Origin of the sequence: Sphingobium chlorophenolicum (assembly GCF_000722875.1) — a bacterium.
GTDB lineage: Bacteria > Pseudomonadota > Alphaproteobacteria > Sphingomonadales > Sphingomonadaceae > Sphingobium > Sphingobium chlorophenolicum.
This window is the reverse complement of record NZ_JFHR01000007.1, coordinates 119,622-144,069: the sequence shown is the minus strand read 5'-3', so window position 1 is coordinate 144,069 and position 24,448 is coordinate 119,622. Positions and strand designations below refer to the sequence as shown.

Genomic DNA, 24,448 nt, shown 5'->3' with positions numbered 1-24,448 from the left:
GCCGATCGGGCACCTTGAACCGCGGCTCGACCGTGCCCGATCGCAGATATTTACGGATCGTATTACGTGACAGTCCCGTACGCCGGACAATCTCGCGGATCGGCAAATGATCGCGGTAATGCCAGCGCCGGATTACGCTCAATAACGCCATGTCCAACACTCCATGACCCCTCGCTCGCCAAAGCCAGGGGTGAGTTCAACATGGGTCACTTCTCAGTGGAAATATCGGCCCTTCCCGGGTCAACTCTCAGTGGCAATCAACACTCGCGATCGGCCGAGACGGCGTCTTCCTGATTGTCAGGCGCCCGTGGCTCGAGCTCGATGTGCCTGTCACGCCGCCGATTGCCGCCTACCTTCCCTATGGCAGCGTGGGCGAGCCTCGCGCCAACCTTCGGTGCGGCCTGATACCGCGGGCGTTCTTGGCCCAGATCATCGATCATTTCGGCGCGGCGCTGCCCAATGAGGCGGCCGCCTTCATCGTGTGGGACGAGGACGATCGGCGCTTCCTTCTCGATTTCCCGCAGATCGACCAGGCGACGCCGTCGCGCCTGGTCTATCGGACACCTGTCCTGCCCGGGAACCGCCACATCGTCTGCGATATCCACAGCCACGGCCATGGCCGGGCCTTCTTCAGCGCCACGGACGATGCCGATGACGCTCACGCGACCAAGATTGCGCTCGTCATCGGTCGCCTTGGCGGTCCCGACAGTCCCGAGTTTGCCTCTCGGCTTTGCGCCGGCGGGATGTTTCTTCCGCTCCCGCGCAGCCCCTTCGAAGGATACGGCCATGACGCCTGAAACACGTGATCGCCACTTCCTGCCGGAAGGGCTCCACCACCGCGTAATCAATGTCGTTCTGATCGGGTGCGGGGGAAATGGCGCCCAGATTCTGATGGGCCTCGCCTCGCTCGATACGGCGTTGCGCGCAATTTCGTCGCGATCCCTTCATGTGATCGTGGTCGACGATGACGTCGTAACCGAGGCGAACCTCGGCCGGCAGCCCTTCTACCGCTGCGATCTCGGCAACTCCAAAGCCCATACGCTGACGGAGCGGATCAACCTTGCGCACGGTCTCGCCTGGCGAGCCGTTCACGGCCGAGCGCCCGAGGCGATCGATGTATCGGGGGCGGACATTCTGATCAGCTGCGTCGATACCGCCTCAGCTCGCCGCGCCCTCGGCGCCGCGCTCGGTGGAGGGTCCAAGGCACCCGCCTATTGGCTGGACCTCGGCAACCGCGCCGGCGATGGCCAATACATCATCGGCTGCCCCGCCGCTGCCCATCGCCGGAACGAGCGTCGCCTGCCCACCGTCCTCGAATATTTTCCGGAACTCGCTGACGAGAGCGTGCCGGACGACGACGCGCCATCCTGCTCGGTCGCCGAGGCCCTGGAGCGACAATCCCTCTTCGTGAACCGCATCGTCGCGAGCCACGCGCTCTCACTCCTGTTCGACCTGCTCGGTCGCGGGTCGATCGGTCACGCCGGAGCTTTCATCAATCTCGGCAGCGGACGCTGCGCCCCGATACCCCTGCCGGCGGCTGCTTGATCGTCGACGCCCGCCGGCGTGAAGGAGAAGAGAGGGGAGGGGCTGGTCGAGCGGATTTGCGCTTGAGACCGGAGTACCCCGTCCATGACCTACGATGTCGCGATGCGCCACCAGCAGGCGCTCGACCCCAGCGCCCTGACCACCATCGGCGCAGGATTGCACGCCATTCACGCGGCGATCACCGACTGTCGCAATGCCGGAAAGGACGCTGAGACCGACGCAGCCGTCATCCTGCTCGTGAGGCACCTCGTGTCGGTAGCCGAGCGCCGCCCGGACAGCATGGCCCTGCGCCGCACCTGCATGGACCAGATCGCCGAAATCCGCCGACATCCTGTGCTTCGCACGCTCGCCTATCGCGGCGTCGCCTATGACGAGGCCGCGAAGCGCACCTTCCATGCCGAAGGGCGGACCGCGATGCGCCGGCTCGCCGAGGCCCTGGGCCTCGAGGCCGAGAGCTACTCCGTCCGCTCCAACAAGGGCGGTGCTGCGGTCTCCGGCGAGATCACGCTCCATGGTGACGAGGTTTATGTCCAGCTCTCGCTAGGCGGGCTGGGCCAGGATCGGGAGGTTCTCTACCGCCGCGTCAGCGGCCGAACCGACTATTGCGGCCAGCGCAATCACTTCGCGCCCGTCACTGCACTGCTCGCCCCCGATCGCTTTGCGCAGCAGCTTCGGCGGGACCTGCAGCTCTCGCCGTCCGTCACCCAGGCGGATCGGCTGTTCGCCTGACCGGCCTCGCGTTCGCCCTCTCGCCGCCGGAGCAGACCATGATCCACCACGCTCGCCTCGCCTCGGCGGCTTCATCGCACATGATCAGCCCGGAGCTTCCGGGCATTGCCCTCACGCCCGAAATCATCGGCGCTATCCGGGCCGGCGCCTGGATCGTCTTCAACCTGTCGGGCGGAAAGGATTCGAGCGCCGCGATGGCCGCGGTCAACCTATTCCTCGATCTCGTCGGTCATCCGCGCGAACGGCGGATGGCGATCCATGCCGATCTCGGCCGTGCCGAATGGGCCACGACCCCGGAGACCGTCCAGCGCATCGCCGCCGAGGCGGGCATGCCGCTCACTGTCGTCCGGCGAGCGGCGGGCGACCTGGTCGATCGCTGGATCCAGCGTTTCGAGAGCGGCAAGCGGCGATACGCGGCGCTCGAGACCTATAATCTGATCGGACCGTGGTCGTCGGCATCGCTTCGCTTCTGCCAATCCGAAATGAAGGCGGCGGTGATCGGACCGGCGGTTGCCCGAATGCACCAGGGCGAACAAATCATCTCCGTTCTCGGGCTGCGCCGCGACGAAAGCCACAACCGGGCCTCGATCCCGATCGCCAAGGCCGACGAGCGGTACGCCAAGGCCGGGAACCGGCACGGAACGACGATGATGACGTGGCATCCGATTGCCGACTGGACGAGCAGCGACGTGTTTCACGCCCACCGCATGCTCGGGATCCTGCTGCATGAAGCTTATTCGACGTGGGGCTCGAGCCGGCTGTCCTGTCGCTATTGCATTTTCGCCTCGCTGCAGGACCTCGAGGCGTCGGCAGCGGCGCCGTCGAATGCCGAGGTTTATCGTGAACTGGTCGGCATCGAGGCTCGTTCGACGTTCCCCTTCCAGCCGACGCGGTGGCTCGCCGACGTCGCGCCCCGGCTGCTGAGCGCCGGGCTCAGGTCGGACGTCGCGCGCGCCAAGGCCGACCAGCTCGAGCGCCGCCGTCTAGAAGCGTCGATGCCGCCAGGTCTGCGATACGTCAAAGGTTGGCCGCCCCGGCTGCCCACTCCGGCCGAGGCCGAGGACATTGCCGCGGCCCGGCGCCCGATCCTGGCACGCCATTCCCTGCCAGACCGATTTCCCACCGCGGTTTCGATCATGGAGCGATTTGCCGAGCTTCTCGCGGTCGCGCCACGGAAGGCCGCGCGATGACGGCGATCGATGTCGCCATCGGCCAATGTCGCCTCACCGCCGAGATCGAGGATCAGCCGCCGCTCGGCTGGCGCTTCTGGTCGCTGGCCGGCTTCGCCGGCGATCCGATCGACACCAACCCTTATGCCGGGTCGCGGTGCCTCGCCCTCACGATGGTGGATGTCGAGGGCCGTGATCGATGGCTGTGCGCGATGGAACGCGATCATAGCTTTCGCCTGCTTTGCACACACGACCTGCTCCCATCAACCGACCAGGCGGGCGCCGAGCGCTTCGCACGGCAAATGCTGGACGATCACGCCCGTCAGCCTCGTCTGCTCTGACCTTCGGATCATCACCTCATGCAAACCGACCGCAGCCAGCGATGGCGCGAGCGGCGCGCGCTATGGGCGCGCGACCTCGAGCTCATCGATCCAAGCGCCTATCGGGTCGAGGTCATCGACCATGCCGTGGCGCGCGCGTTCATCGCACGGCACCACTACCTCCCGACCTATCCGGCGGCCCAAGTCGCTGTCGGCCTGTTCGATCGCAGTGGTGCTCTCGAAGGCGTCGCCGTTTTCGCAGTGCCGACCACCGGCGCCGTGATCTCACGCCACACCGGCTTCGACGATCCCGCACGCGGCTGCGTCCTGGCCCGTCTCATCCTGACCGACGCAGTGCCGCAGAACGGCGAGAGCTTCTTCGTGGCGCGCGCCTTCCGGCACCTCCGCCGTGAACGGCCGGGAATCGAGGCCGTGGTCTCGTATAGCGACCCCGGCGCCGGGCATATTGGCCGGGTCTATTGCGCGCTCTCGGCCGCGCACCGGGCGATCACGAGGCCGCGTACCATGCTCCGCGTCGGCGACATCACCATCTCGGGACGGACCCTCTCAAAAATTCGTCTCGGCGAGCAAGGACATGCTGGTGCGATCGACCAGCTGGTCGCGCTCGGCGTCCCGAGGCCGTCGATAGGCGAGGAGCCGCGCCGCTGGCTCTGGCGGCTTCAACGCGAGCGGCATCTCCTCGCCCACCAGCAAGCCGGGCTCTATGCCTATTGCTTCGAGCTCACCCGAGAGGCGCGCCGCCGAGGCCGCGCGCTCCCCCGGTTGCCCTATCCCAAGGCTCTTCCGATCCGGCACCCCACGCTGCCGCTCTTTCCTGTCGATGCGGAGACCAACCATGGCTGACATCACGACCCTCCCCGTCATGACGGCGGCCGATGCCGAGAGCATCGGCTTTGCCCGGTTCAACGACGTGCCGACGCTTCCGGTCGACATCCCCGACGGCAACTTCACGATAACGGCGAAGACGTCGGACGGGCGAAGGGTCACGTTCTTCTTCGGCGAGCACAAGCGCGGCGCGCCGCCCAGCTTCGTCGACATCCAGTATCACGATCACGGCACGAACATCGCGAACGCCAACGGCGGCATCTCGCCGACCTTCGAGATGCTGACGATCGGCCTCGGCGGCCGACAGGTGTTCGACAGCCGCAAGCTCGATGCCGATGACAAGCCGTCGATCGCCGTCATCCTCCTGGGCGAGCCCAGCCGCCAGGAATGAGGGGAGGGGGGTCTGGAGGATCGGAGGCGATGACCGCCTTCAAGATCCGAGGCCATCCTTCATGTCCGCTTTTCCTCACGCCGAGGCCGGGATGGCCCGGTCTCCCGACTACATCCTGGTTTCCGCCCCGCCACCGGTCGTCCTCGCCTACGGTATCGGCGTCGATTCCACCGCGCTGCTCGTGGAGCTGGAGGCCCGCGGCGAGGCTCCTGATCTCGTCCTGTCCGCCGATCCCGGGGCCGAGAAGCCCGAGACCTATGCCTATCAGGAGATGATGGCGGCGTGGATGGCGGCGCGCGGCATCCCCTATGAGATTGTCCGGTACGTTCCCCGACGCTTCAAACACTGGCCGCCTTACTACTCGATCCTGGCCAATGTGCTCACCAACGCAACGCTTCCCAGCATCAGCCTGGGCCGACATAGCTGCTCGCTCAAATGGAAGGTCGCGCCGCAGGATGCCTACCTTCGCGACTGGGCGCCGGCGCAGACCGCCTGGTCTCGCGGTCAGAAGGTCGTTCGCCTGATCGGCTACGATGCGTCGCCCGCCGACAGTCGTCGCTACGCGCACGCCTCCGCCATCGACGACCCCCTGTTCGAGTGCCGCTATCCGCTGCGCGAATGGGGCTGGACCCGCGATCGCTGCGTGGCGCGCATCGTCTCGGCCGGCCTGCCGGTGCCTCCCAAATCAAGCTGCTTCTTTTGCGGAGCGATCCGGCCTGACGAGGTTCGCGCGCTTCCCTCCTGGTGCCTGCGCCTGATTGTCCTGATCGAGGCCCGAGCCGAGCCCCGGCTCCGGTCCGTCGAAGGCCTGTGGCGCCGCTCGACCAAGACCAAGCCGGGCAAGATTACCGACTTTATCCGGGCGGAGCGGCTCCTTCCCGAGGCCGAGATCGCGGCGATCCGCCGCGACGCCCCGACCAACCTGATCCGTTTCCAGGACGCGGCCAGCCTCGTGCCGGTCTCAGAGCGTCCGACGATGGAAGCCTGGATCGCGACCTTCAATGCCGGCCTGATGGAGGCAGAATGACAGACCAGCTCTCCCGCATCGCCACGCTCAACGATCGCGTCCGGCAAGGTCTCGATCCGGCGGCGCGGATCGTCATCACCGCCGCTTGCGCAGCGGCGCTCGCCGAAGGCTCAGACCCCGACGCGACGCTGCGCGCCCATGGCGAATTGCTGATGGCGATCGACCGGTGCGCCTTCGCGGCCGACGAGCGCGATGAACGCCGCCGCGGCGAGGTCCTGTTCAGGGGCAGGGCGATCCGCTTTGCGATCGACTATTATGATCGCTCGCTCGAATGGGGCTCCGAGGATCCGGGCGACCCCGATGTCACGACACGGGTCATGACGATCATGCTGCCCGAAGACGATTAGGTGCCTCGCGCGCCGCTCCATCCCTTTCGGAGGAATGATATGCGCCGGATCACCCCGGCCACGCCCGAGCACGGGCAGGCCATCGCCATCGCGGTCGAACGACTGCGCGAAGCGCGGACTCTTCTCCGCCAGGCTGGCGCCCGCCAGGCGGCGTCGGCCGCCGGCAAGGCGATCAGCAGCGCCGAAGGCGCAGCCCGCCACGTCCAGCACCGGATGCGGCGCAGCGGCGGATAAGCCGCAATGCTCCGCAACCGAGGCCGGGCAGCATGCGTCCGTCCCGGGCGGGGCGGCCGAGCGCGTGCCGGTCAATTCATGCGCGCCGAGGCGCGCACAACCGAAGGAGGTCCATATGGCCGATCGCGTATCCGCCTCGATCATCGTCGGAGGCACGCTCAACGCCGCCGAGTTCGACGAGCTGGTCGACATCATCGCAAGCGAGCGACTCGCCATCGAATGGGACGGCGAGCCTTTCGAAGCGCATCATCATGTCGCGGGTGAGCCGCGCAGCCTCTTCGCCCATGAGGTGGCCGGCGGCAGCTTCGACGATCTCGAAAGCTGGTGCCTTTCCCATCGATTGCCCTTCGTTCGATGGTGCGGCGGCTATTCCGGCCAGTGGGGACCTGAACGCGTCGTTTCGACCGGCGACGAGCGCATCACGTCCTACGCGGTCACCGAGGATGACGAGGTCGTCATCAGCCGAAGCAAGATCGAGATGCTCGGCTCGTTCGAGGCCGTCCTCGCGCATTTCGATACTGCCGAATTCACCGTGCCGCCGCTCGTCGTCCGCGGTGTCGATGCCGACAACCCCGCCAGCCACGGAGGCCGTCATGTCCAATAGCTATACCAAGGCCGCGTTCGGCATTGCGGTCACCAGCGCTGAGGCCGATCTTCTTCACCGCGTCGTCGGCGCGATCGAGATGATCGACGATGCCGAGATAGGCCTCGACGTGCTCGAGGCCCACTATCGCGACCTGGGCGCGGACTTCGCCGCGCTCTTCCCGCGCACGCCGGAGAGCCCGTTCGACGGGCTGCTCGACCTCTTCCGGGACGAAAATTATCCGAGCCTAGATTTCGACATCGACTTCGCCGGGCCCGATGCGGACGGCGTGGTCGTGGTCTTCTTATCGGGCGAGCAGTTCGGCGTGGAGACCGCGGCCAAGCTCATCCAGCGCTGCGCCCCGTCGGCATTGCCGTTCGGTTTCGAGTGGGCGTCGGATTGCGACAGACTGCGCGCCGGCGAGTTTGGCGGCGGCTATGTCGCGATAACCGCCGACACGATCGAATATGGCCACACCTCGCTGATGCTCGATCGTGCCATCGCCCGGGCGAGCGACGAAGGCGCGGACGGTTTTGTCCTTGCCACGCGCAACGGCGAACCCGGCCTCAGCTTCTGGAACAATGAGGACGGCTTCGGCAGCCTTGCGCGGGCGACCGTGTTCAGCGAGACCGAGGCCGCGAAGTTCGACCTTCCGATCGCGGACGATCAGCCCGAATGGCTGGCGATGCCAGCGCCGCTGCGTCTCTGAGGGGCAGCGGGAAGTCCTTTGCGCAGCGCACGCATCCCGATAGCTTGTCATCCGGGAGCCCGCCGATGACTTCGATCCAGACCGACTATGATTCCGCGCGCGCGGCGCTGACGCGCCTGATCCCAATCGCGATGAGCGACACCGGCCAGGCGCGCCGCGTCGCGAACTTCCTGATGGCTTGGTGGAATGGCCCCGATCTCGGCCATTTCGAGATTGCCGATCTCTTCGGCCTCGATATCGCCATCGCCAACGACATCACCAGCGTTATCGGCTTCCTCGGGCAGAACGACCGCGGCGCCGTCTACATCGATAGCTTGGGCTTTGCCGAGGAGATGCAGGACATCATCGCCCTTTGGCGTCCTTCGCTCGCGCGAAAGTCCTGACTCCCGTTCCACTCGGTCAGTGACACGATCCCGACGGCGCCGAAGTGGCGCTTGTCGGAGCGGCGCTGACGCGCCTTACTCGGCCGAACGGCCGAGGAGAGGAGGGGGTCAGAGAAGGTGTTCGGACAAGGGGTTCGAGCGAACTTTCTCAGGAGACCACCCATGAACATCGGCACCATCACCCAGAACGCCAGCGGCACCTACACCGGCAAGATCTCGACGCTGACCGTCGCGATCGTGATCGCGCTGCGCACCGTCCACTCCGCCAATCCCCGCGCGCCCAAGTTCGAGATCCTCGCGCTCTCGGCTGCCCGCCAGTGGGTTCAGGTCGGCGCGCTGTTCGAACTCTCGTCCAACTCGACCGGCGAGACCTTCCTCAACGGCAAGATCGAGGATCCGAGCCTCGACAAGCCGCTCTACATCTCGGCCTTCCGCCAGGAGGACGGCTCCTACAACATCGTCTGGTCGCGTCCGACGCGCCGCCGCGATGCGCCCACCGACACGGTCGCGGCCGACGACGGCCTGCCGCCGCTGCCGGGCGCGGGCGAGCCGGCGGCGCCGGCAGGCACGGACGGGCTCGGCGAATCCTCGGCCGATGGCGCGTTCGGCGGAGAGCCCGCCTCCGGTGGCGAGCCCGCTTCCGGCGGCCGTCGCCGCCGCCAGCCCGAGATGGCCGACTGACCTCACGCCGTGCGCCTCATCGGGCGCACGGATCACCAGGGCTCGCTTCGCTCCCCCCGGCGAAGCGGGCCCTTTTTTCTGTTTCCGGCTATAGGCCGGACACCGATCTTCGGTAGAATCCGGGAAGCCGCGGACACGCGGTCAGCAAGGAGTGCCGATGGCGGCCGATGATCAACCCGTTTCCTGGACCGGCCGCTTCACCGACCTCGGGCGGGACGATCAACGAGCGCTTGCAGCGCTTGTGAAAGACGGCGGGGCGATCCCCGACACGATCGAACGTATCCTGCCGCGGCTCGGCCGAAGCCACCGCGTGGAACTGCTTCGCGAGCCCGGGACCAATCGCATCGTCGGTGCCGGCGTCCTCAAAGACCCGTCCACAAACTATCGTTGCAAGAAGTTCGCCGAGGCCGGCGTGGCAATCGATGGCTATGAGGATGCCCCGGAACTTGGCTACATCGTCGTGGCAAAGGACATGGAAGGGCAGGGCCTCGGGGAGCGCCTCGTTCGCGCCGTGGCCGATCCGCTCACCAAAGCCTGCTTCGCCACGACCGACAATCCCAGGATGCACGGGAAGCTGAGCCGGGCGGGCTTCTCGCGCCAAGGCCAGGACTGGCAAGGCGCCAGAGGGAACCTCTCGCTCTGGACGCGACCTGCCCGATAGTCAGCCGCCGTCCTTGAATTTATCCGGAAACTCCGTATATTCCGGGCAGGAGAATCGCCATGCCCCAGACCGCCAGTTCCGTCGAGGTCTCGAAATCCTTCGGCCGCTTCAGCCGCCAGGCCCTCGAGAGCCCGCTGACCATCACCCATCATGGGCATGAAAGCCTCGTGCTTCTGTCGCATGCCGAATATCAGCGGCTCAAGAGCCGTGATCGTCAGGTCTACACGCTCGACAACATCCCGGACGAGATTGCCGAGGGCGTGCGCGCCGCGCGAGCGCCTGCCGAGGCAGCCGCGTTCGATAACGAGGTCGAGTCCTGACGCGTGAAAATACCTGAACCGGTTCCAGGCCTCGTCATCCGCTACGCCTATCTCTGGAGCCACGAAGCCAAGGCCGGCCACGAAGAGGGCAGCAAGGACCGCCCCTGCGCCATCCTCCTGACCGCAACCACCAAGGCCGGCGCAAGAATGGTCACCGTCCTTCCGGTGACGCACACGCCCCCGGCTGACCCTAAACTCGCGGTGGAGATCCCGGCGGCCACGAAGGCGCGCCTTGGCCTCGACGACGAGCGATCATGGGTGATCCTCACCGAACTCAACCACTTCCAATGGCCCGGCCCCGACCTGCGTCCAGCGCCCGGCGATCCGGCCGGCGACGTCGCATACGGCGTGCTCCCGGCCAGCCTCTACGAGACCATTCGCACGCGTTGGCTTGCCGCCTACGACGCTGGCAAGATCGCCCAGGTTAAGCGGACCTCCTGACCCATTGCGCCGCCAGACGCGTCCAATGAGATGACGCTGCATTTGCCGGTCAATCGCCGATCGGCCCCGCATCGACGTGGTGGGTCCCCGTCATCCTTTGGTGCCAGCGCCTTTCCGTCGCCGGTTCCTGACACCTGCGGCGAGACGGCCGCGTCCCACAACCCCATCCGCTCGCCCGTGTTGCCGCTACGCGGCTGCCCGCGCCAGCTCGCTCCCGGGGTTTCCCTCCGCGCTTCGCGCTCCGGTGTCGGCCGCGCCCGCACGCCGCTCTTCGGTGTCACCGGCGGAAAGGCCGCCGCAGCATCGGAAGGAGCAGTCCCATGAACAACGTCAACATCACCGGCCGGGTCGCCAAGGACCCCGAGACGCGCGGCACCGTCACCACCCTCATCGTCGCGACCGATCGCGTGAAGCTCAGGGACGGCAAGACCTATGTCGACGAGGCCACCGGCTACACCGCCAAGGAAACCGAGTTTCACAAGATCACCTGCTTCAACGGTCTCGGCCGTGCCGCCGCGATCCGGGAGAAGGGCAACGTGGTCGCGATCACCGGCCGCCTGCATTATTCGAGCTGGGAGGACCGCGACGGCGTGACGCGCTACGGCTGCGAGATCATCGCCGACAAGATCGACTTCTTCTGAAGCGCAACGGAGCGGCGCTCACGCGCCGCTCTGTCCGCCTGTGTTCAGGCCGGAAGCCGCATCGCCGGCGCCGGGATCGTCGGCGTCAGCAGGTCGGCCACGCTCTGCGTGAAACCCAGCGCCAGCACCACCTCGTCGCGCGACAGGGTGAAGCTGCGCGCCAAGCCGTCGACCAGCAGATCCTTGAACCGCGCGGCGAGTGCCTCCGCGGCGTCCCGGATCATGGCCTCGTCCATCGCCAATCTCATGACGCTCTCCATGCATCGTGATCCTGCGCCCCGACTCCGTATAGCATTTTTCGTGCCGCCGGCGGACCGACAATCGATCGATCGATGTCAGTCGAGCTGGCCCGGGTAGTTCTGGCGGCGGCCCGCCTCGAGATTGCGCACCATGTTGTCGACACCGATCTCGAAGAACTCGGCGAAATGGAAATTGGCGTGCTCCCTGAGCTTCCACTGGTGCTCCGAGATCACGGCGATCACAGCATTGGCGAGCGCGATAACCGCAGACCCTTCAAGCGGATAATCCTCGTAGATTCGCCCCGGATCGAGGAAATACTTCTTGTCCAGGTGCGCGAAGAACCGGTCCCGGCGGCCCATGATCGCCGCGATCGTCGGCCGATGACTCTCGAGCGCCGCGACCTGCGCGTCGAGCACATCGGCGGGTGGTGTGCCCGCCTTCCAGGCGATGTTTTCCCGGTTCTTCCGACAGAACTCCAGAAACGCAAACACGCTGCCCTCCGCCCGGCGGGGATCCTCGAGCAGCCGCGCGACGGCCAGGTGGAGGTCGGTCTCGGCCGACAGCATCAATGGATAGAGGATCGGCTCGATCGTCCAGAGGCGATCGCCATGGATTTCATGCTGCCGGAGCAGCTGCGCATAGACGCCGAGCTTGGCGGCCAGGCCGGGTGGCTCGGTCCCGTGCAGCAGCGTCGCATAGCGCGACAATCGCTCCTCATAGTTCGCCTGGATCAGGGCCTTCACGCGCACTCCGCAGGTTCGTCAAAGACGCTGCTTGCCAGATTTGCCCGCCGCCTGCGACCTGCCGTCGTCGCGCTGTCATCAACCGCCAATGGTTCGACGCATCCCACCCTGCGGGCGGGACCGGCGCTCTACTCGCTGTCGCTCCCGGAGCCCCGTCTCCGCCGGGTCTCCGCCCTTACGGGTGACGATCACCCTGCGGGGAGCGTGAGGAGAGGTGGTGACCAAAAAATCTCTCTCTCTGAATTCCTAGTTGTGACGTGCGGGGATCCGAGCCCGTCAAGGATGAGCGGTTCCCCCAATTTTCACGCACCCTGCGCTGCGCTCCGGGCCCGAGAAAATCGGCTCCCCCGCTCCCCGCTTCGCGGCGTTAACCGGGATCCGACTGGCGCCGGCTTCCCGGTTAACGTCCCTGACCGGCACGACCGCCGCACGTCGAATGAGAAGCCTCATCGAATGGATGAGATTCCAAGGAGGCTATCATGCAGACCAGTTTCACCAACTTCGCCGACCTCGCCAGCCACATTGCCGCCGCGCGCGAAAACGAGGACCTGACCCAGACCTACGAAGGCGCTTTCATCGAGCATAGCGAGATGGCCAAGCTCAGCATCGTCGAGGCGCCGGAAGCGCTGGACATGCCCGACCCCGAGCAAGTCCGGGCCGCCGTCGAGATGATGATGCAGACGATGTTCGATGTGCTGCGCGACACGCGCATGGAGGCCTTCGCGACCGATCTCGCCTGGGGTTTCGCGAACAGCTTCCACGTCGTGGCGAAGCGGATCGAGGGCCGGGAGGACGACGCGGCCAAGAAGCTCGGCGACCTCGCCCGCGCCTACGACCCCTCCGAGATCTACGCGACCGAACTGGAGGACACGCAGCTCCTGTGTCAGACGCTGCAAGGTTGCCGGGAAGCGATGGAATGCATGCGCGACCACGCCGCCGAAGTATATCGCGTCGAAACCGGCAAGCCCTTCTCGCCGGTCCGGGGAAGCAGGGTGTCGAGCGCGCTCAACGCATCGATGATCGACGCCCGCGACTATCTCGCCTCACGCGCCCGCGAGCGCCGCGAACAGTTCGCGCCCGAAGGACCTGTGGTGGCCTTCTCGGGCGGTCAGGTCTGGGAAGACGGCGACCTGCTCTGGAAGGGTCTCGACAGCATCAAGGCGCGCATCCCGGAGATGATCCTCGCGACGACCGCGCAGGCCAAGGGGTGCGATGCCGTGGCGCACGCATGGGCCGCCTCGCGCGGCGTAAAGGTAATCCAGTTCCGCCTCGATCGCAGCCAGGGCAACCGCGCCGCCTTCGTCCGCAACGACCGCATCCTCAACCTCAAGCCGGTCGAAGCGGTCATCTGCGAAGGCTCGGGCATCCAGCAGAATCTCGCCCAGAAGCTGCGGCAGGCGGGTGTTCCGCTGCACATCGTCCGCCTCACCCAGCAGCGGGGCCAACGCGCCGCCTGAGGCGCTTGTCCGAGAGGCTCCGGCGTAAGCCGGGGCCTCTCTTCCTTTCTTGCGTCGACAAGCGGCGCTCAGGGGCATCGAGCCCCTTCGCGCCGCGAGACTGAGCGCCTGCGCGCTCGCTCCGGCATCCCGCCGCTGGCGGAAAAGGAGAGGGGGAGGATCGGCTGCGGTTCAACAAGGGAGGACGAGATGTCCATCACGTTCCGTATCGCGACGGCGGCCGATGACCAGCCGGGTCCGCGAGCCACCATCAACGCCCGGCAACTCGCCGCCTTCCGGACTTTCCTTCGCGAGGAAAGCGCCCGCTGCAGAGCCGTTCTGCTCGACCCCGACGCGCCCGAGGACGAGTATCTTTCCTATCACTTCGAAGCACGCGTCTGCCCACTCGCGCTGGCCGCGATCGCGAGGATTTTCGACTTCGACGCGAACGTCATCAGCGTCGTCGAAGAGGCCCAGTTCCGATGCCGCCGGGTCAGCGTATGGCGGGACGAGGGGGCAGCAACGATCGCCATGCGGGTCGCTCTCACCTCCGATCGGGGCCTCGAACTCGATCTCGCCTCGGGCAACGCCGCTGTCCTGCTTGAGAGCCTCGGACTGGCGCCGGACAGCATCGGCGAAATACCCATAGATGCCGTCCGCGTGCGGCTTGCCAACCCGGCCGTCCGGCGCCGTGCGGAGGAGGAGGGGATCACCCCGTATCTTGATCGGCTCGACCAGCTCATCGGCCTGGCCGACGCCGACGACACTTCGCGGCTGGAATGGGCATAGCCTCCGCCCGTTCCCGCCGCCGAAGGAGGGCGCGTCACCTCGCATGGCGCGCCCTTTTTTGCCGCTCAGGCTTGCGCCGAATTGCCGGGCGCGGGCTTCAGGAGGGCATCGATCGCGCGTTGCAGATGAAGCGACGCCTCGTCCTCGCCGATCGCGCCGAGATACTCGCGCGCCTGACGCATCAGCGCCAAGGCGAGCGCCCGTGTCACGCCCGGATCCTTCTCGTTGAGGTCCATATCGCATTCCGGAGCGCGACCATCATCGGAGCAACTTGGGCGCTCTCGCCAAGCAACTCCCGCGCTGGGGCGCGGGAGCCGGGGCTGGTAACACGTCGAGACATGCGCCTACGCTTTTAGTGCCGAGGCACCTGGACATATGCGCAGGCACCCCGGCGTGAAACCACACCGAGTTGCCTTTCTCGACGGGATTACCAGTCCCGGCGCCACGGCCTTCGCAGCGCAGCGCGGGAACTAACACAGACCATCCGCGACACCAAGGCACAGCGGCCATGCCCTACTGCCACTGCGACGGGCACCCCTGATCAGCCCTTGGGCGGGGTCGCGCGCCCGGCTCCTCTTCTCTCCCTCCGCCAAAACGGCGGCGTCTCGAACGAAAGGGCGCTCGAGCGCTCAATCCCCTCGCACCTGGAGCGCAACCATGACCGTATCCGCAACCCACGCTGCCGTCGCCGCCATCGCATCGATCGACCGCGAAACGGCACGGCTGCGGCGCCTCCTCAACCACCGAGAAACCTTTCTCTCCGGAATCGATCGCGCCGCCCTCACGACCGCCGAAAACGCCCGGATCGCGGAGCGGGAAGCGGCCCTGTCGCTGGAGCTTCGGCTCCGCGAGATTGAAGGGGACGCGCTCCTCTGGAGGCTGTTCCATGACGGCATGGAATAGCGAAGGCTGCCAGACGCAGGCTCGCTCGCGTGACGCGCGGACCCGCCGGTCCGCACGCCGCTACGCCTCGGCCTGGTCCTCCGACCGAGAGGAAACATCTCTCACAGTCTTCCCATTCTGTCGGCCGGGCGAGGCCGCCTCAAGGACGGCGGGGCCCCACCATTTTCTCCGGCGGATCGAGCGCAGCGCTCCCCCCTCGACACCGGTGGCCGCCGAAGAAAATCGTGACCCCCACCGCCGCTGCGCGGTCGCCGGCAAGCCGGCGATCCTTGACCCGACCTCACCCGCCCGACGCGCCTTCCCCTGTCATTCAAGACAGACAGGAGCATAGCCATGCAGACGATCACCAACACCGCCGCCGCCCACAACAACGCCTACTTCGCAGCGGTCGCCAACGCGGAACGCCGGGCGCTTCACAGCTTCTTCGATCAACATGTCATCGAGGACGAAGAGCAGGGGTATCTCGCCATCGACGAGGGCGATTACGGGAACCTGACGCCGGCGATGATCGACCGGATCGTCTACACCGCGCCGGGCGGGGTCCTCGACGAATTCTGAGACCGACAAAAAGGGGAGGCGCGCGCGTCGCCTCTCCCCTTTTTTTGCTGGAAGGAATACGGGCATAGGGGGCATCGAACCCCCTATGCCCGTGCCGCGGCGCTGCCGCGGCAGGCTGGGTTCAGGCCCTCAGCCGCTTTTCAACCTCGTCGATTCCGAGCGATTTTACCCGCTCGACGATCGCGGTCAGCCGCCTGATTTCAAGCTTCAGCAGGCCCGCTTTTTCCACCGCCGTTATGGCCTGCTCGCGCTCTCGCTCTTCGAGCTTTCGGCGCCGTTCCTCCAATCGCTGTGCATCCGCTTCGAACGCTGCGCGCTCCTGTTCCAGTGTCTTTGCCATAGGTGCCTCTGTTCAAGGCTGATCGGGCTATGAACAGTCCGACCATAGCGGGAGAGCCTCCGCCCCGGAAGGAGAAGAATGGTGCGGGGGCGCATCGGGCTTCACGCCCGATGACGGCTCTATTCGCTAGGGCTGCCGCACCCCGTTGGGGCCCGGCAACCCAACCTCACGGAGCCAAGGCAAGCGCCTTGTCTCCGCCCATTCGGGTGACGATCCTCGCCTGACCAAGGCGCCCGCTGGTGGCCCCTGACTTCGCGCGGGTCGATTCTCGCCGTTCCGCCTGCCGGCGGACCTCTGCCCAACCGGACCCGGCTACGGGCCATTTCCAACGACCTCCGGACAGGTCCGGGACCATATAGCGGTCTCTTGGGATATGCGCACACCCTACGCACCTGAAGGTGCAGGATTCCCGTGTTCCCTCAATAGCTTAGGGCGACCGGAGAGCGTGCCACGGCGTGGGACGTTCGCGAGGGAGTCTGTTTATCCCAAGCTTTCAGTGACTTAGCCGTGCCACGTGGTGCCACGCGCTCTGTGTTCCCCATTTCTCTTTGCCGCCCACCGCGCGATCGGTTATATCTCCACACGCTTTCTCAGGTCCCCACCAGCCTCTCTGCTAGGAGGCTGGTTTGTCCTCGACGACACGGCACTGCACGGTCCGGCTCGACCGCCAGCAGTATGATCGCATTCTGGCCCTCGCGACGGACCAGGAATGCAAGCCCTCCGAGATCATCCGGGCGGCAGTCGATGCCTATCTCGGCACGGCGAGCGTCATCACGTCCAGCCACCGCCGATTGGCGCGGATCAGCGAGTTCATGCAGCTCGCGCTCGACGTCATCATCAGCGAGCAATATCCCGAATTCCGCGAGCGTATCATCGCCAATGCGGACAAGCGCCTGGAGCAGTACCATGGCGCGTAAGGACATCCGCAGCGATGGCCGCGCCATACCGCTGACCCACCACTCGGCACGCGGCAAGGTCCACCGCAACGCCGGCAATTTCACGCGGGGAAGTCAGCTTCTCACGCACGAAATGCTGATGTGGTTCTCGGGCGCGAGACTTCCCTTCATCCTGTGGTTCTTTGCCTTCCTCGCGGCCTGGTTCACCATCATGTCGCTGAAGCTCGACGAGCACGGCTTCCAGCTCGTCTGCATGAAGCTCTACGCCATGCTCTGGGGCTGGGTTGGCCTCGACCCGGCCAAGCGCGTCAACGTGACCCTTCCGAACGGCGAAATCCACCGCACGATCATGGCCGTCGTGCAGTATATGCCCGAGGTCCAGAAGGCGTGGAGCGTGGCGGTGCGCGGCCTGCTCGGCGCCATCCTCGTCTCCATCTTTCTCACCATCCCGCTGACCATCTGGTTCGTCGACATTTCGCGGCGCCGTGGCCGGTCGATCCTGCAGGAACGGCACGAGCGAGGCGCCATGCTGGTCGATCGCGATCTGCTCCTCGCCGAAGTCTCTCAGCACAACTTCGCCGCCTTCGAAAAGGAAGCGCGTGAATGCCTGCCGAACCTCTCACCGAGGCAGGTGCTGCAACTATCGTTCGCGGCGCGGAAGGCGGCTGGAATCCACCATCCCTACACGCTCGCCGGCATCCCGTTTCCGCACAGGATGGAGCAGTCGCACACGATGCTGATCGGCACCACCGGCTCGGGCAAAACCACCGAGCTGCGCAGCCTCGTGAAGCAGATGCGCGAGCGCCACGACAGCGCGGTCATCTTCGATCTCACCGGGGCTTATGTCGAGGCGTTCTACGATCCCGACCGGGACACGATCCTCAATCCGATGGATCGTCGCTGCCCGGCCTGGTCCATCTTCGCCGACTGCTGCACCCACAGCGAATTCACGGCCGCCGCCGCGGCGCTGATCCCGTCCGACGGCGGCTCGTCCGAGCCGTTCTGGGCGCTCGCCGCACGCACGCTCTTCATCGAGATGTGCGTCCGCCTGCAGGAGCGTGGTGAGACCACCAATCTGGCGCTCTCCGAACATCTGATGACCGCCGATCTCAAGCGGGTCCATCGCTATCTTCAAAACACCATCGCCGACCCGCTGACCGCACCCGAAGCCGCCCGCATGGCGGAGTCGATCCGCGCCGTCTTCAACACCAACGCGCAGGTTCTCCGCTTCCTGCCCGATGAGGGTCCGCGCTTCTCGATCCGCGAGTGGATCACCGGCGAGAAAAAGCCGGGCTCGATCCTCTTCATCACCTCCAGTTACGTCGACCTGCCGATGAACCGGGCGCTCCTGACGCTCTGGATGGATCTCGCGATCAACCGGCTGATGACCATGCCGCGCACCCGCAGTCTGCGGACCTGGTTCATGTTCGACGAGCTCGGCGCGCTCCACCGGCTGCCGGCGATCGAGAACGGTCTCCAGACGGCCCGCGCCTTCGGCGGCGCGATGATCCTCGGCATCCACAGCTTCGAGAAGCTGGTGGAGGTTTACGGCGAACAAGGCGCCCGCAATCTTGCCTCGCTTGCCCGGTCCAAGCTTATCCTTGCGACTGCCGATCTCGACACCGCCGAGCAGTGCGCGCGCTACATCGGCAATCGCGAAGTCCGCCAGATGGATGAGGCCTACAGCTACGGCTACAACAATACGCGTGACGCTTCGACGCTGACCCCGCGCAAGCAGGTCGAGCCTCTCGTCATCGCCGATGACATCACGAATCTGCCCTCCATGCACGGTTTCGTGAAGTTCCCCGACGGCTTCCCTGCCGCCCGCATCAAGCTCGAATGGAAAGACTATCCCCAGGTCGCCGGCGGCTTCCTGCCGCGCCCCGACATGAAGCCTGTGCGGTCAAAGCGCGGAGATGAGGTGTTCGATGGCGAGGGGGGTGGTGAAGCTGGCGGGCGGGACGGCGCCGGGCAGGTGATCGAAGAGGCGGTGGAACCGGTCAACGTGGCGAAGGAAATGGCCGCGCGGATTCTCTCGGCCGAGGTCGAGGAGGAGAAGGATCCGAACAGCACGGCGGTCCGCGAGAACAATGCCGATCGTGACGGCCAGTCCCCCCGCGAGCATGCCGCCGACACGGCACAGGCCGCTCGGGCGGCCGCCGAGCAGGAGACCGTTCAGGCGCGCGACCGCGACGATCGGAAGGACGGTCGCAGCCACCACAACGCATCCCGGGTCGAGGACCAGACGATCGTCGAGTTGCGCCAGGATTTCTCTGCCGGCCGCGACCATGATGGCATGGACATGGGGATCTAGCCGGTGCTCTCCGTCGCCTCCGTCCGATCCGCCTCCGGCGCCGCCGGCTATTTCGCGAAGGACGACTATTACACTGTCGACGACAGTTCCGAGGTCAGCGCCTGGGGCGGCGAGGGTGCCTCCGACCTGGGACTGTCCGGCGAGGTGGCGAAGGATGCCTTCGAGGGCATTCTGAATGGTATCCTGCCGGGCGGCGAAGGGGTCGCGCAGGTCGAGAACCGGCGATCGGGCGTTGATCTCACATTCTCGGCTCCGAAGTCGGTTTCGCTGCTCGCCTACATCACCGGCGACAAGCGCATCCTCGGCGAGAACGGCGCCAACATGAAGGCGGTGGCCCGGGCCATGGCATGGGTCGAGAAGAACCTCGCCGAAGGCCGCAAGGATGTGGAGGGCCGCAAGGTTCCGGTGCACACCGGCAACCTCGTCTATGCTCTGTTCCACCACGACACCAGCCGGGCGCTGGACCCGCAGGCGCACGTCCACGCGGTGATCGCCAACCTGACCAAGATGCCCGACGGCAGATGGCAGGCGCTTCATGCGGACAAGATCTGGAGCAACAACACGGTGATCGGCTCGATCTACCACGCCTTCCTACGCGAGGAGATGGAGAAGCTCGGCTACAAGCTAGAGCTCAAGGGCAAGCACGGTACGTTCGAGATCGCCGGCGTCCCGAAGGCCGTGCTCGACGCCTTCAGCCAGCGGCGGGAAGCGATCCTGGAGAAGGCGGCCGAACTCGGCATCACCTCACCCAAGGGGCGCGATAGCGTCACCACCAACACGCGCAATCCCAAGCTGAACGTCGAGGATCGCGAAGGCCTTCAGCGCGACTGGATCGAGAAGGCGGCAGCTCTCGGCTTCGACGGAAAGGCGCTCCTGGAGGCGGCACTCGCACGATCGGAACAGCGCGGGGCGGGCAGCGCTCTCGAGCGCGGCTATCGCGCCGTCTCGGAGGCGCTGACAAGCGCCTGGGACAAGCTTGGCGGCATCCTCAAGCCCCACGATCCGCTCGTCGAACGTTCGCTCGCCCGGGTGACGCAGTCACCGGCCGAGGCGCGTGCGCAACTCGCGGTGGCGTCCGCGGTGCGCATCCTCTCCGAGCGCGAGGCTGCCTTCAACGTCAACCAGCTCGGCAAGACCGCCCTCGACCTCGGTTTGAAGGGCGTCACGGTCGACCATGTCGAACTCCGGATCGCCCAGCTTGTGGCGCGCGGACAGCTGATCGCGGGCGAGGCGCGCGTGGGTGATACGCGGCCGCGAATGGTGACGACGCAGGAGGCGCTCAGGACCGAGGAGCGCATCCTCAAAGCGGTCGATGACGGGAAGGGCCAGTCCACCCCGATGGTCGCCGCCAGCGAGGCCCCCGAGCGCCTCCAGGCGCTCGCGACACGCGAGCTCAATGCCGGCCAGCTTGCCGCCGCGACGCTGATCGTCTCCTCCGAAGACCGGACGGTGGTGGTGCAGGGTATCGCCGGTGCCGGCAAGTCGACCATGCTGCAGTCGGTCGCCCGTGTCGCGGAAGCGGAAGGGCGCACCGTCACCGGCCTCGCCTTCCAGAACAAGATGGTGGCCGACCTCGCAGAAGGCGCTGGAATCCAGTCGCAGACGATCGCGTCCTTCATTCTCGCCAACGAACGGCACATCGAAAACCGGCAAGGGGACGCCTACAACCAGGCTCGCGCCGCCTTCGCCGGCCAGATGCTCGTGGTCGACGAGACGTCCATGGTGTCGAGCGACGACATGCTGAAGCTGCACCAGATCTCGGCCGCGCTCGGTGTCGACAAGCTCGTTCTCGTCGGCGACCGCCAACAGCTTGCCTCGATCGATGCCGGCAAGTCGTTCGCGCTCATCCAGGCGGGCGGCGGCACCATGGCGCGCATGGACGAGAATATCCGCCAGCGCACGGATCAGCTGCGCACCGTCGCCGCGCTCGCCAATGTCGGCGAGGCGGGCCAGGCGATGAAGGTGCTTGGCGACAGCGTCATCGAACACAAGAATCCGGCCCTTCACGCCGCCGAAATGTGGCTCGGCCTCTCGGCCGCTGATCGGGACGCCACGGCGGTGTTCGCGTCCGGCCGCGCTTCGCGCGCGATCATCAATCAGCGCATCCAGGACGGGCTCGCGGCCGAGGGCAGCGTGCGGGGAGGGGGGATCCACCTCACCGTTTATGAGCGCGTCAACACCACGCGCGAGGAGCTTCGCTACGCTTCGACCTACCGGCCGGGGCAGACCCTCGAGGTGGGCAGGGGAGGCGGCCGGGACGTCGGCCTGGCAGCCGGCCGCTACGATGTCGAGAAAGTCCACCCCAACGGCAAGGTCGACCTTCTCGACGGTCGCCGGCGCATCCGGTTCGACCCGCAGAGCCTGTCCCCAACGGAAAAGCGCGATCGTCTGCAGCTCAGCGAGAAGAAAGATCTTCATCTGCGCGAAGGGGATCGGGTCCGCTGGACGGCCAACGACAAGGAGCGGGGGCTGCACAACGCCGCTCTCGCGCGGATCCTCACCACCGATGCGAGCGGGGTCACGGTCGAGACCGCGGGTAAGGACCGGCTGACGCTTGACCTGGGCGATCCGATGCTCTCGCGGCTGGACCTCGCTTACTCGCTCAACATGCACATGGCGCAGGGCATCACCACCGACAAGGCGATCACCGTCATGTCGAGCCAGGAGCGCAATCTCTCCAACCAGCGCCTGTTCAATGTCGGCGTCACCCGCGTCCGCGACGCAATGACGATGGTGGTCGACGACAAGCAGAAGCTCGAGCGTCAGCTCGACAACAATCCCGGAAACAAGACCTCTGCCCTCGAAACGGTGGGCCGGCTCGATATCGACCGCGACCGCGGCTCGAGCGCCGGCCCGCGCGAGAAGTTCGACCCAGGTCCGATCGACTTGTCGGACTTGCCGCCATTGCCGGGCGAGCCTCCGTCCCCGGCTGCAGCCAGCGGCAGGCCGACGCCGGCCAAGGCTGACGATCTCAAATCACCGCCCGACCTCAAGCCCGACCGCGACGACGTGCTGCCGCCGCTGCCGGAACGCAGCCTGGGGCTCGACCTGTGAAGACCGACCGGCCGGCCCGCCGGAATTGATGAGGGAAACGACGATGAGTGGATGGGATTTCGACGATGTCGGGAAGTTCGGAAGCGCCAAGGCGGCCGAGGACTTCGCAAAACGCAACAACGTGGACCCGCGGGACATCCGTACCCGCGACAAGGGCGACGGCGTGGAGCTGGAAATCCGCCGATCGAGCCTGGACGGCCGCGGACTAAAGGACAGCGGCGAGGGGCGACGCGACGGCTGGAGCTGAGGGAGGGACCTGGCGCGGCCGGCCACTACGCGACCGCGTCGGGAATTGGGGGACCGAATCATGGGTATCGATGATCGCGATTACATGAAGGAACGCTATCGGCAGCGCCAAGGCTTGGAACCTGGAAGAGGCTTTTGGGGCTTTGGTAAAGCAGCGCGGCAGGCGCGAGCCGAAAAAGCGCGGCAAGCAAAGGCGGTCCCGCTCGGGAGTGCGTCATGGGTCGATGCGAAGTCGCGAGCGGAGTTTACGCGTCCCTGGTTCGAGACGAAGAACCACGGTTTCGACTATCAACGTAGCCGCGCCGTAGGGCTCAAGCGCCACATGCTGCAAAAATGGGTGCTTCTGCTTTCCGCTATCTCGATCCTCTTCCCCATGTATCGGGAGATGAAGCGAGGCGGCTGGTTTCCCGACATGATGGACACAGTTCCGTTCCCGCGTTCGGGCAGCGTCTCCGTGAACAAGGAGGTCGAGCCCCGCAGCGCTACCTCAAAGATGCGGGTCACAGCTGGGCCTGCAAATGCCGTCGTTCAGCTTTTCGACCCGGGGACCGACCAGCACGTCATCTCGGTCTACGTGCGCAAGGAGGCTGACGTGTCGATCCCTGTCCCGCCTGGCACCTATCGCATGCGCGTGATCGAGGGCGACAAGTGGCATGGACCGGTCAAGTTCTTCGGGTCCTCGACCACCTATGAAAGCGTCGTCCGGCTTATGACGTTCACGCCCACTCACTACAGCGGAATTGACCTGCATCGGCGCGTCGACGGCGAATTGCAGACGCGGATCAAGATCGGCGACCCACCCCCGCTGCGATGAGGCGGGCCGTGCTCGACAGTCTTGCGGAGGCAGCGAAATGACTCTGGTGCGTACAACTCGGCTGGCCGGCGTGATTGAGCTCGCGGGGCGCGGGCCGGTGCTCATCGAGCCTGATGGGACGCGGTGGCGCCTGGCAGGAGAGGTGAAGGCCGACGATGTCGTCGGGAAGGCGGTGACGATTGAGGGCAGTGTTACCGGCGCGGTGATCGACGTCTATTATCTCGCACCCAGGACGGGGCCGTCGACGTGCTGAGCCCGGCGAGCCCCGTCCCATATAGCCAGCCGGAATGTCCGTATTGTGGGCATCCGGTCGCCTACTGGCCTCCAAGGACGGCGCTGCAGAGTTGCCCTCGATGCTTGCGGCCGATGATCTTGCAGCGCGCGCTGACCGACTGGAACGGGCCTAGACGGCTGTGCTGTCTGCTCGATCTCGGCATCGCGCTTTACGGGCTTTTGACGGTTTCTCTGGTGGCGGCGTTCGTTATCACAGGGCTCACGCCCCATGGGTTCGTGAAAGGATTTTCTGTCCTGCTTTTCATCGTCGGGAGCGCTCTCGCTACCGATGGCGTTCTGGGCCTGCGTACCCGATTGGACAGGACCTATGGACGGCTACGTGTTGGAACCAGTGCTCTGGGCCTCGCCGTCGCCAAACTGCTCGCCGGTATTGCGGCGATCCTGCTCCTCTGCGTCGGCCTGACGCTGTAGGTCTCGAGGACGCGCAGCGACGGCGAGGAATTCGGCGCCGCGGCTAGCCGACCTGTTCGACGTGCAGGCTGCCTGCGGGCAGCGGCTTGAGGATCAATTTGGCGGAGACGGCCGGATCGAGCCAGTCGGTCCAATCCGCGCGATCCAGGATCGCGATTTGGCGATCGTGAAAAGGGGCAATATCGGGACCGGGCTTCATCGTCAGCATCGTGAAGGCTTCGCCAACTGCTGGACTGTTGCGCCAGATGCCGGCAATGCAGAACCAGCGCTGCCCCTTCATCGTGAACAGCCACTTGTCCTTGCGCTTCTTCTTGGGGTCCTCGGGCGTCGTAAACTCGGTTATGTGGACATTCAAGCTGCGGTCCACGCTACGCGCCTGAGGG

Annotated in this window: 33 protein-coding genes and 1 pseudogene; 29 read left to right on the top strand and 5 right to left on the bottom strand. The window is 65.9% G+C overall.

The window, feature by feature from the left end; translation table 11 throughout:
* Positions 1-263: 263 nt before the first annotated feature.
* From BV95_RS05170 to BV95_RS05085, 18 genes and pseudogenes are all read left to right on the top strand, one after another.
* A pseudogene (locus tag BV95_RS05170) lies at positions 264-797 on the top strand (PRTRC system protein A); the annotation flags it as partial.
* The gene (locus tag BV95_RS05165) at positions 787-1,545 is read left to right on the top strand and encodes a PRTRC system ThiF family protein (RefSeq protein WP_037448228.1); all 759 of its coding nucleotides are present in this window, start codon (positions 787-789) and stop codon (positions 1,543-1,545) included. The pseudogene BV95_RS05170 and the gene BV95_RS05165, both read left to right, overlap by 11 nt.
* Positions 1,546-1,629: 84 nt before the next feature.
* Complete coding sequence (locus BV95_RS05160; protein WP_037448226.1) at positions 1,630-2,274, top strand: hypothetical protein; 645 nt, start codon at positions 1,630-1,632, stop codon at positions 2,272-2,274.
* 38 nt (positions 2,275-2,312) lie between these two features.
* The gene (locus tag BV95_RS05155; RefSeq protein WP_079247000.1) at positions 2,313-3,464 is read left to right on the top strand and encodes a phosphoadenosine phosphosulfate reductase domain-containing protein; all 1,152 of its coding nucleotides are present in this window, start codon (positions 2,313-2,315) and stop codon (positions 3,462-3,464) included.
* Positions 3,461-3,784 (top strand): hypothetical protein, encoded by a 324-nt coding sequence (locus BV95_RS05150; protein ID WP_037448223.1) that lies wholly within the window; start codon positions 3,461-3,463, stop codon positions 3,782-3,784. The genes BV95_RS05155 and BV95_RS05150 overlap by 4 nt, the downstream gene beginning before the upstream one ends.
* 18 nt (positions 3,785-3,802) lie before the next feature.
* A complete protein-coding gene (locus BV95_RS05145) occupies positions 3,803-4,627 on the top strand; it encodes a Mom family adenine methylcarbamoylation protein (RefSeq protein ID WP_037448220.1) in 825 nt (274 codons plus the stop codon).
* On the top strand, positions 4,620-5,000 hold the full coding sequence (locus tag BV95_RS05140) for a hypothetical protein (RefSeq protein ID WP_037448218.1): 381 nt from the start codon (positions 4,620-4,622) through the stop codon (positions 4,998-5,000). Before BV95_RS05145 ends, BV95_RS05140 begins: the two co-directional genes overlap by 8 nt.
* Before the next feature lie 61 nt (positions 5,001-5,061).
* Positions 5,062-6,027, top strand: coding sequence for a hypothetical protein (locus tag BV95_RS05135; protein WP_037448215.1), 966 nt, complete (start codon positions 5,062-5,064; stop codon positions 6,025-6,027).
* The gene (locus BV95_RS05130; protein ID WP_037448212.1) at positions 6,024-6,374 is read left to right on the top strand and encodes a DUF3768 domain-containing protein; all 351 of its coding nucleotides are present in this window, start codon (positions 6,024-6,026) and stop codon (positions 6,372-6,374) included. Before BV95_RS05135 ends, BV95_RS05130 begins: the two co-directional genes overlap by 4 nt.
* A gap of 39 nt (positions 6,375-6,413) precedes the next feature.
* Positions 6,414-6,608, top strand: a complete 195-nt coding sequence (locus BV95_RS05125; protein WP_037448208.1) for a hypothetical protein — start codon at positions 6,414-6,416, stop codon at positions 6,606-6,608.
* Between the two features lie 115 nt (positions 6,609-6,723).
* Positions 6,724-7,212 (top strand): hypothetical protein, encoded by a 489-nt coding sequence (locus BV95_RS05120; protein ID WP_037448206.1) that lies wholly within the window; start codon positions 6,724-6,726, stop codon positions 7,210-7,212.
* Positions 7,202-7,900 carry a hypothetical protein gene (locus BV95_RS05115; protein WP_037448204.1) on the top strand — a complete coding sequence of 233 codons (699 nt, stop codon included), beginning with the start codon at positions 7,202-7,204 and terminating at the stop codon, positions 7,898-7,900. The genes BV95_RS05120 and BV95_RS05115 overlap by 11 nt, the downstream gene beginning before the upstream one ends.
* A 65-nt stretch (positions 7,901-7,965) precedes the next feature.
* Positions 7,966-8,283 carry a DUF7673 family protein gene (locus BV95_RS05110; protein WP_037448201.1) on the top strand — a complete coding sequence of 106 codons (318 nt, stop codon included), beginning with the start codon at positions 7,966-7,968 and terminating at the stop codon, positions 8,281-8,283.
* Positions 8,284-8,445: 162 nt separating this feature from the next.
* A complete protein-coding gene (locus BV95_RS05105; protein ID WP_037448199.1) occupies positions 8,446-8,964 on the top strand; it encodes a DUF736 domain-containing protein in 519 nt (172 codons plus the stop codon).
* A gap of 157 nt (positions 8,965-9,121) precedes the next feature.
* Positions 9,122-9,625 (top strand): N-acetyltransferase, encoded by a 504-nt coding sequence (locus BV95_RS05100; protein WP_037448195.1) that lies wholly within the window; start codon positions 9,122-9,124, stop codon positions 9,623-9,625.
* Positions 9,626-9,684: 59 nt separating this feature from the next.
* Positions 9,685-9,945, top strand: coding sequence for a type II toxin-antitoxin system Phd/YefM family antitoxin (locus tag BV95_RS05095; RefSeq protein ID WP_037448192.1), 261 nt, complete (start codon positions 9,685-9,687; stop codon positions 9,943-9,945).
* A 3-nt stretch (positions 9,946-9,948) separates the two neighbouring features.
* A complete protein-coding gene (locus BV95_RS05090; protein WP_037448189.1) occupies positions 9,949-10,386 on the top strand; it encodes a hypothetical protein in 438 nt (145 codons plus the stop codon).
* A gap of 320 nt (positions 10,387-10,706) precedes the next feature.
* Positions 10,707-11,027, top strand: coding sequence for a single-stranded DNA-binding protein (locus tag BV95_RS05085; protein ID WP_037448186.1), 321 nt, complete (start codon positions 10,707-10,709; stop codon positions 11,025-11,027).
* A 44-nt stretch (positions 11,028-11,071) separates the two neighbouring features.
* Here BV95_RS05085 and BV95_RS05080 read toward each other — a convergent pair whose 3' ends face one another.
* A complete protein-coding gene (locus BV95_RS05080; RefSeq protein WP_233447709.1) occupies positions 11,072-11,275 on the bottom strand; it encodes a hypothetical protein in 204 nt (67 codons plus the stop codon).
* Between the two features lie 87 nt (positions 11,276-11,362).
* Positions 11,363-12,010 (bottom strand): AbiU2 domain-containing protein, encoded by a 648-nt coding sequence (locus BV95_RS05075; RefSeq protein ID WP_234703100.1) that lies wholly within the window; start codon positions 12,008-12,010, stop codon positions 11,363-11,365.
* Positions 12,011-12,489: 479 nt separating this feature from the next.
* On the opposite strand from BV95_RS05075, the gene BV95_RS05070 reads away from it, so the two are divergent.
* Both BV95_RS05070 and BV95_RS05065 read left to right on the top strand, forming a co-directional pair.
* Positions 12,490-13,467, top strand: coding sequence for a DUF2493 domain-containing protein (locus BV95_RS05070; RefSeq protein WP_037448183.1), 978 nt, complete (start codon positions 12,490-12,492; stop codon positions 13,465-13,467).
* Positions 13,468-13,656: 189 nt separating this feature from the next.
* The gene (locus BV95_RS05065) at positions 13,657-14,235 is read left to right on the top strand and encodes a hypothetical protein (protein WP_037448180.1); all 579 of its coding nucleotides are present in this window, start codon (positions 13,657-13,659) and stop codon (positions 14,233-14,235) included.
* 65 nt (positions 14,236-14,300) lie between these two features.
* On the opposite strand, the gene BV95_RS24245 is transcribed toward BV95_RS05065, so the two are convergent.
* Positions 14,301-14,471 carry a hypothetical protein gene (locus tag BV95_RS24245; RefSeq protein WP_164521873.1) on the bottom strand — a complete coding sequence of 57 codons (171 nt, stop codon included), beginning with the start codon at positions 14,469-14,471 and terminating at the stop codon, positions 14,301-14,303.
* 421 nt (positions 14,472-14,892) lie between these two features.
* Between BV95_RS24245 and BV95_RS05060 the strand changes: the two genes are divergently transcribed.
* The gene (locus BV95_RS05060; RefSeq protein ID WP_037448177.1) at positions 14,893-15,138 is read left to right on the top strand and encodes a hypothetical protein; all 246 of its coding nucleotides are present in this window, start codon (positions 14,893-14,895) and stop codon (positions 15,136-15,138) included.
* Positions 15,139-15,471: 333 nt separating this feature from the next.
* The gene (locus BV95_RS05055) at positions 15,472-15,696 is read left to right on the top strand and encodes a hypothetical protein (protein ID WP_037448174.1); all 225 of its coding nucleotides are present in this window, start codon (positions 15,472-15,474) and stop codon (positions 15,694-15,696) included.
* Positions 15,697-15,817: 121 nt separating this feature from the next.
* On the opposite strand, the gene BV95_RS05050 is transcribed toward BV95_RS05055, so the two are convergent.
* Complete coding sequence (locus BV95_RS05050) at positions 15,818-16,036, bottom strand: hypothetical protein (protein ID WP_037448170.1); 219 nt, start codon at positions 16,034-16,036, stop codon at positions 15,818-15,820.
* A 626-nt stretch (positions 16,037-16,662) separates the two neighbouring features.
* On the opposite strand from BV95_RS05050, the gene BV95_RS05045 reads away from it, so the two are divergent.
* The 7 genes from BV95_RS05045 to BV95_RS05015 all read left to right on the top strand — a co-directional run bounded on the left by BV95_RS05045 (position 16,663) and on the right by BV95_RS05015 (position 24,065).
* Positions 16,663-16,953 (top strand): hypothetical protein, encoded by a 291-nt coding sequence (locus BV95_RS05045; RefSeq protein ID WP_010339736.1) that lies wholly within the window; start codon positions 16,663-16,665, stop codon positions 16,951-16,953.
* Positions 16,943-19,246 (top strand): type IV secretion system DNA-binding domain-containing protein, encoded by a 2,304-nt coding sequence (locus BV95_RS05040; protein WP_037448167.1) that lies wholly within the window; start codon positions 16,943-16,945, stop codon positions 19,244-19,246. Before BV95_RS05045 ends, BV95_RS05040 begins: the two co-directional genes overlap by 11 nt.
* A 3-nt stretch (positions 19,247-19,249) precedes the next feature.
* Positions 19,250-22,300 carry a MobF family relaxase gene (gene mobF, locus BV95_RS05035; protein WP_037448164.1) on the top strand — a complete coding sequence of 1,017 codons (3,051 nt, stop codon included), beginning with the start codon at positions 19,250-19,252 and terminating at the stop codon, positions 22,298-22,300.
* Positions 22,301-22,343: 43 nt separating this feature from the next.
* Positions 22,344-22,547, top strand: coding sequence for a hypothetical protein (locus tag BV95_RS05030; protein WP_037448161.1), 204 nt, complete (start codon positions 22,344-22,346; stop codon positions 22,545-22,547).
* Positions 22,548-22,607: 60 nt separating this feature from the next.
* On the top strand, positions 22,608-23,360 hold the full coding sequence (locus BV95_RS05025) for a hypothetical protein (RefSeq protein WP_051749622.1): 753 nt from the start codon (positions 22,608-22,610) through the stop codon (positions 23,358-23,360).
* A gap of 70 nt (positions 23,361-23,430) precedes the next feature.
* The gene (locus tag BV95_RS05020; protein WP_156028571.1) at positions 23,431-23,613 is read left to right on the top strand and encodes a DUF5818 domain-containing protein; all 183 of its coding nucleotides are present in this window, start codon (positions 23,431-23,433) and stop codon (positions 23,611-23,613) included.
* 113 nt (positions 23,614-23,726) lie between these two features.
* Positions 23,727-24,065 carry a hypothetical protein gene (locus BV95_RS05015; RefSeq protein WP_037448155.1) on the top strand — a complete coding sequence of 113 codons (339 nt, stop codon included), beginning with the start codon at positions 23,727-23,729 and terminating at the stop codon, positions 24,063-24,065.
* A gap of 43 nt (positions 24,066-24,108) precedes the next feature.
* Here the strand turns inward: BV95_RS05015 and BV95_RS23440 are convergent, their stop codons facing one another.
* A complete protein-coding gene (locus BV95_RS23440; protein WP_234703099.1) occupies positions 24,109-24,432 on the bottom strand; it encodes an SOS response-associated peptidase family protein in 324 nt (107 codons plus the stop codon).
* Positions 24,433-24,448 lie beyond the last annotated feature (16 nt).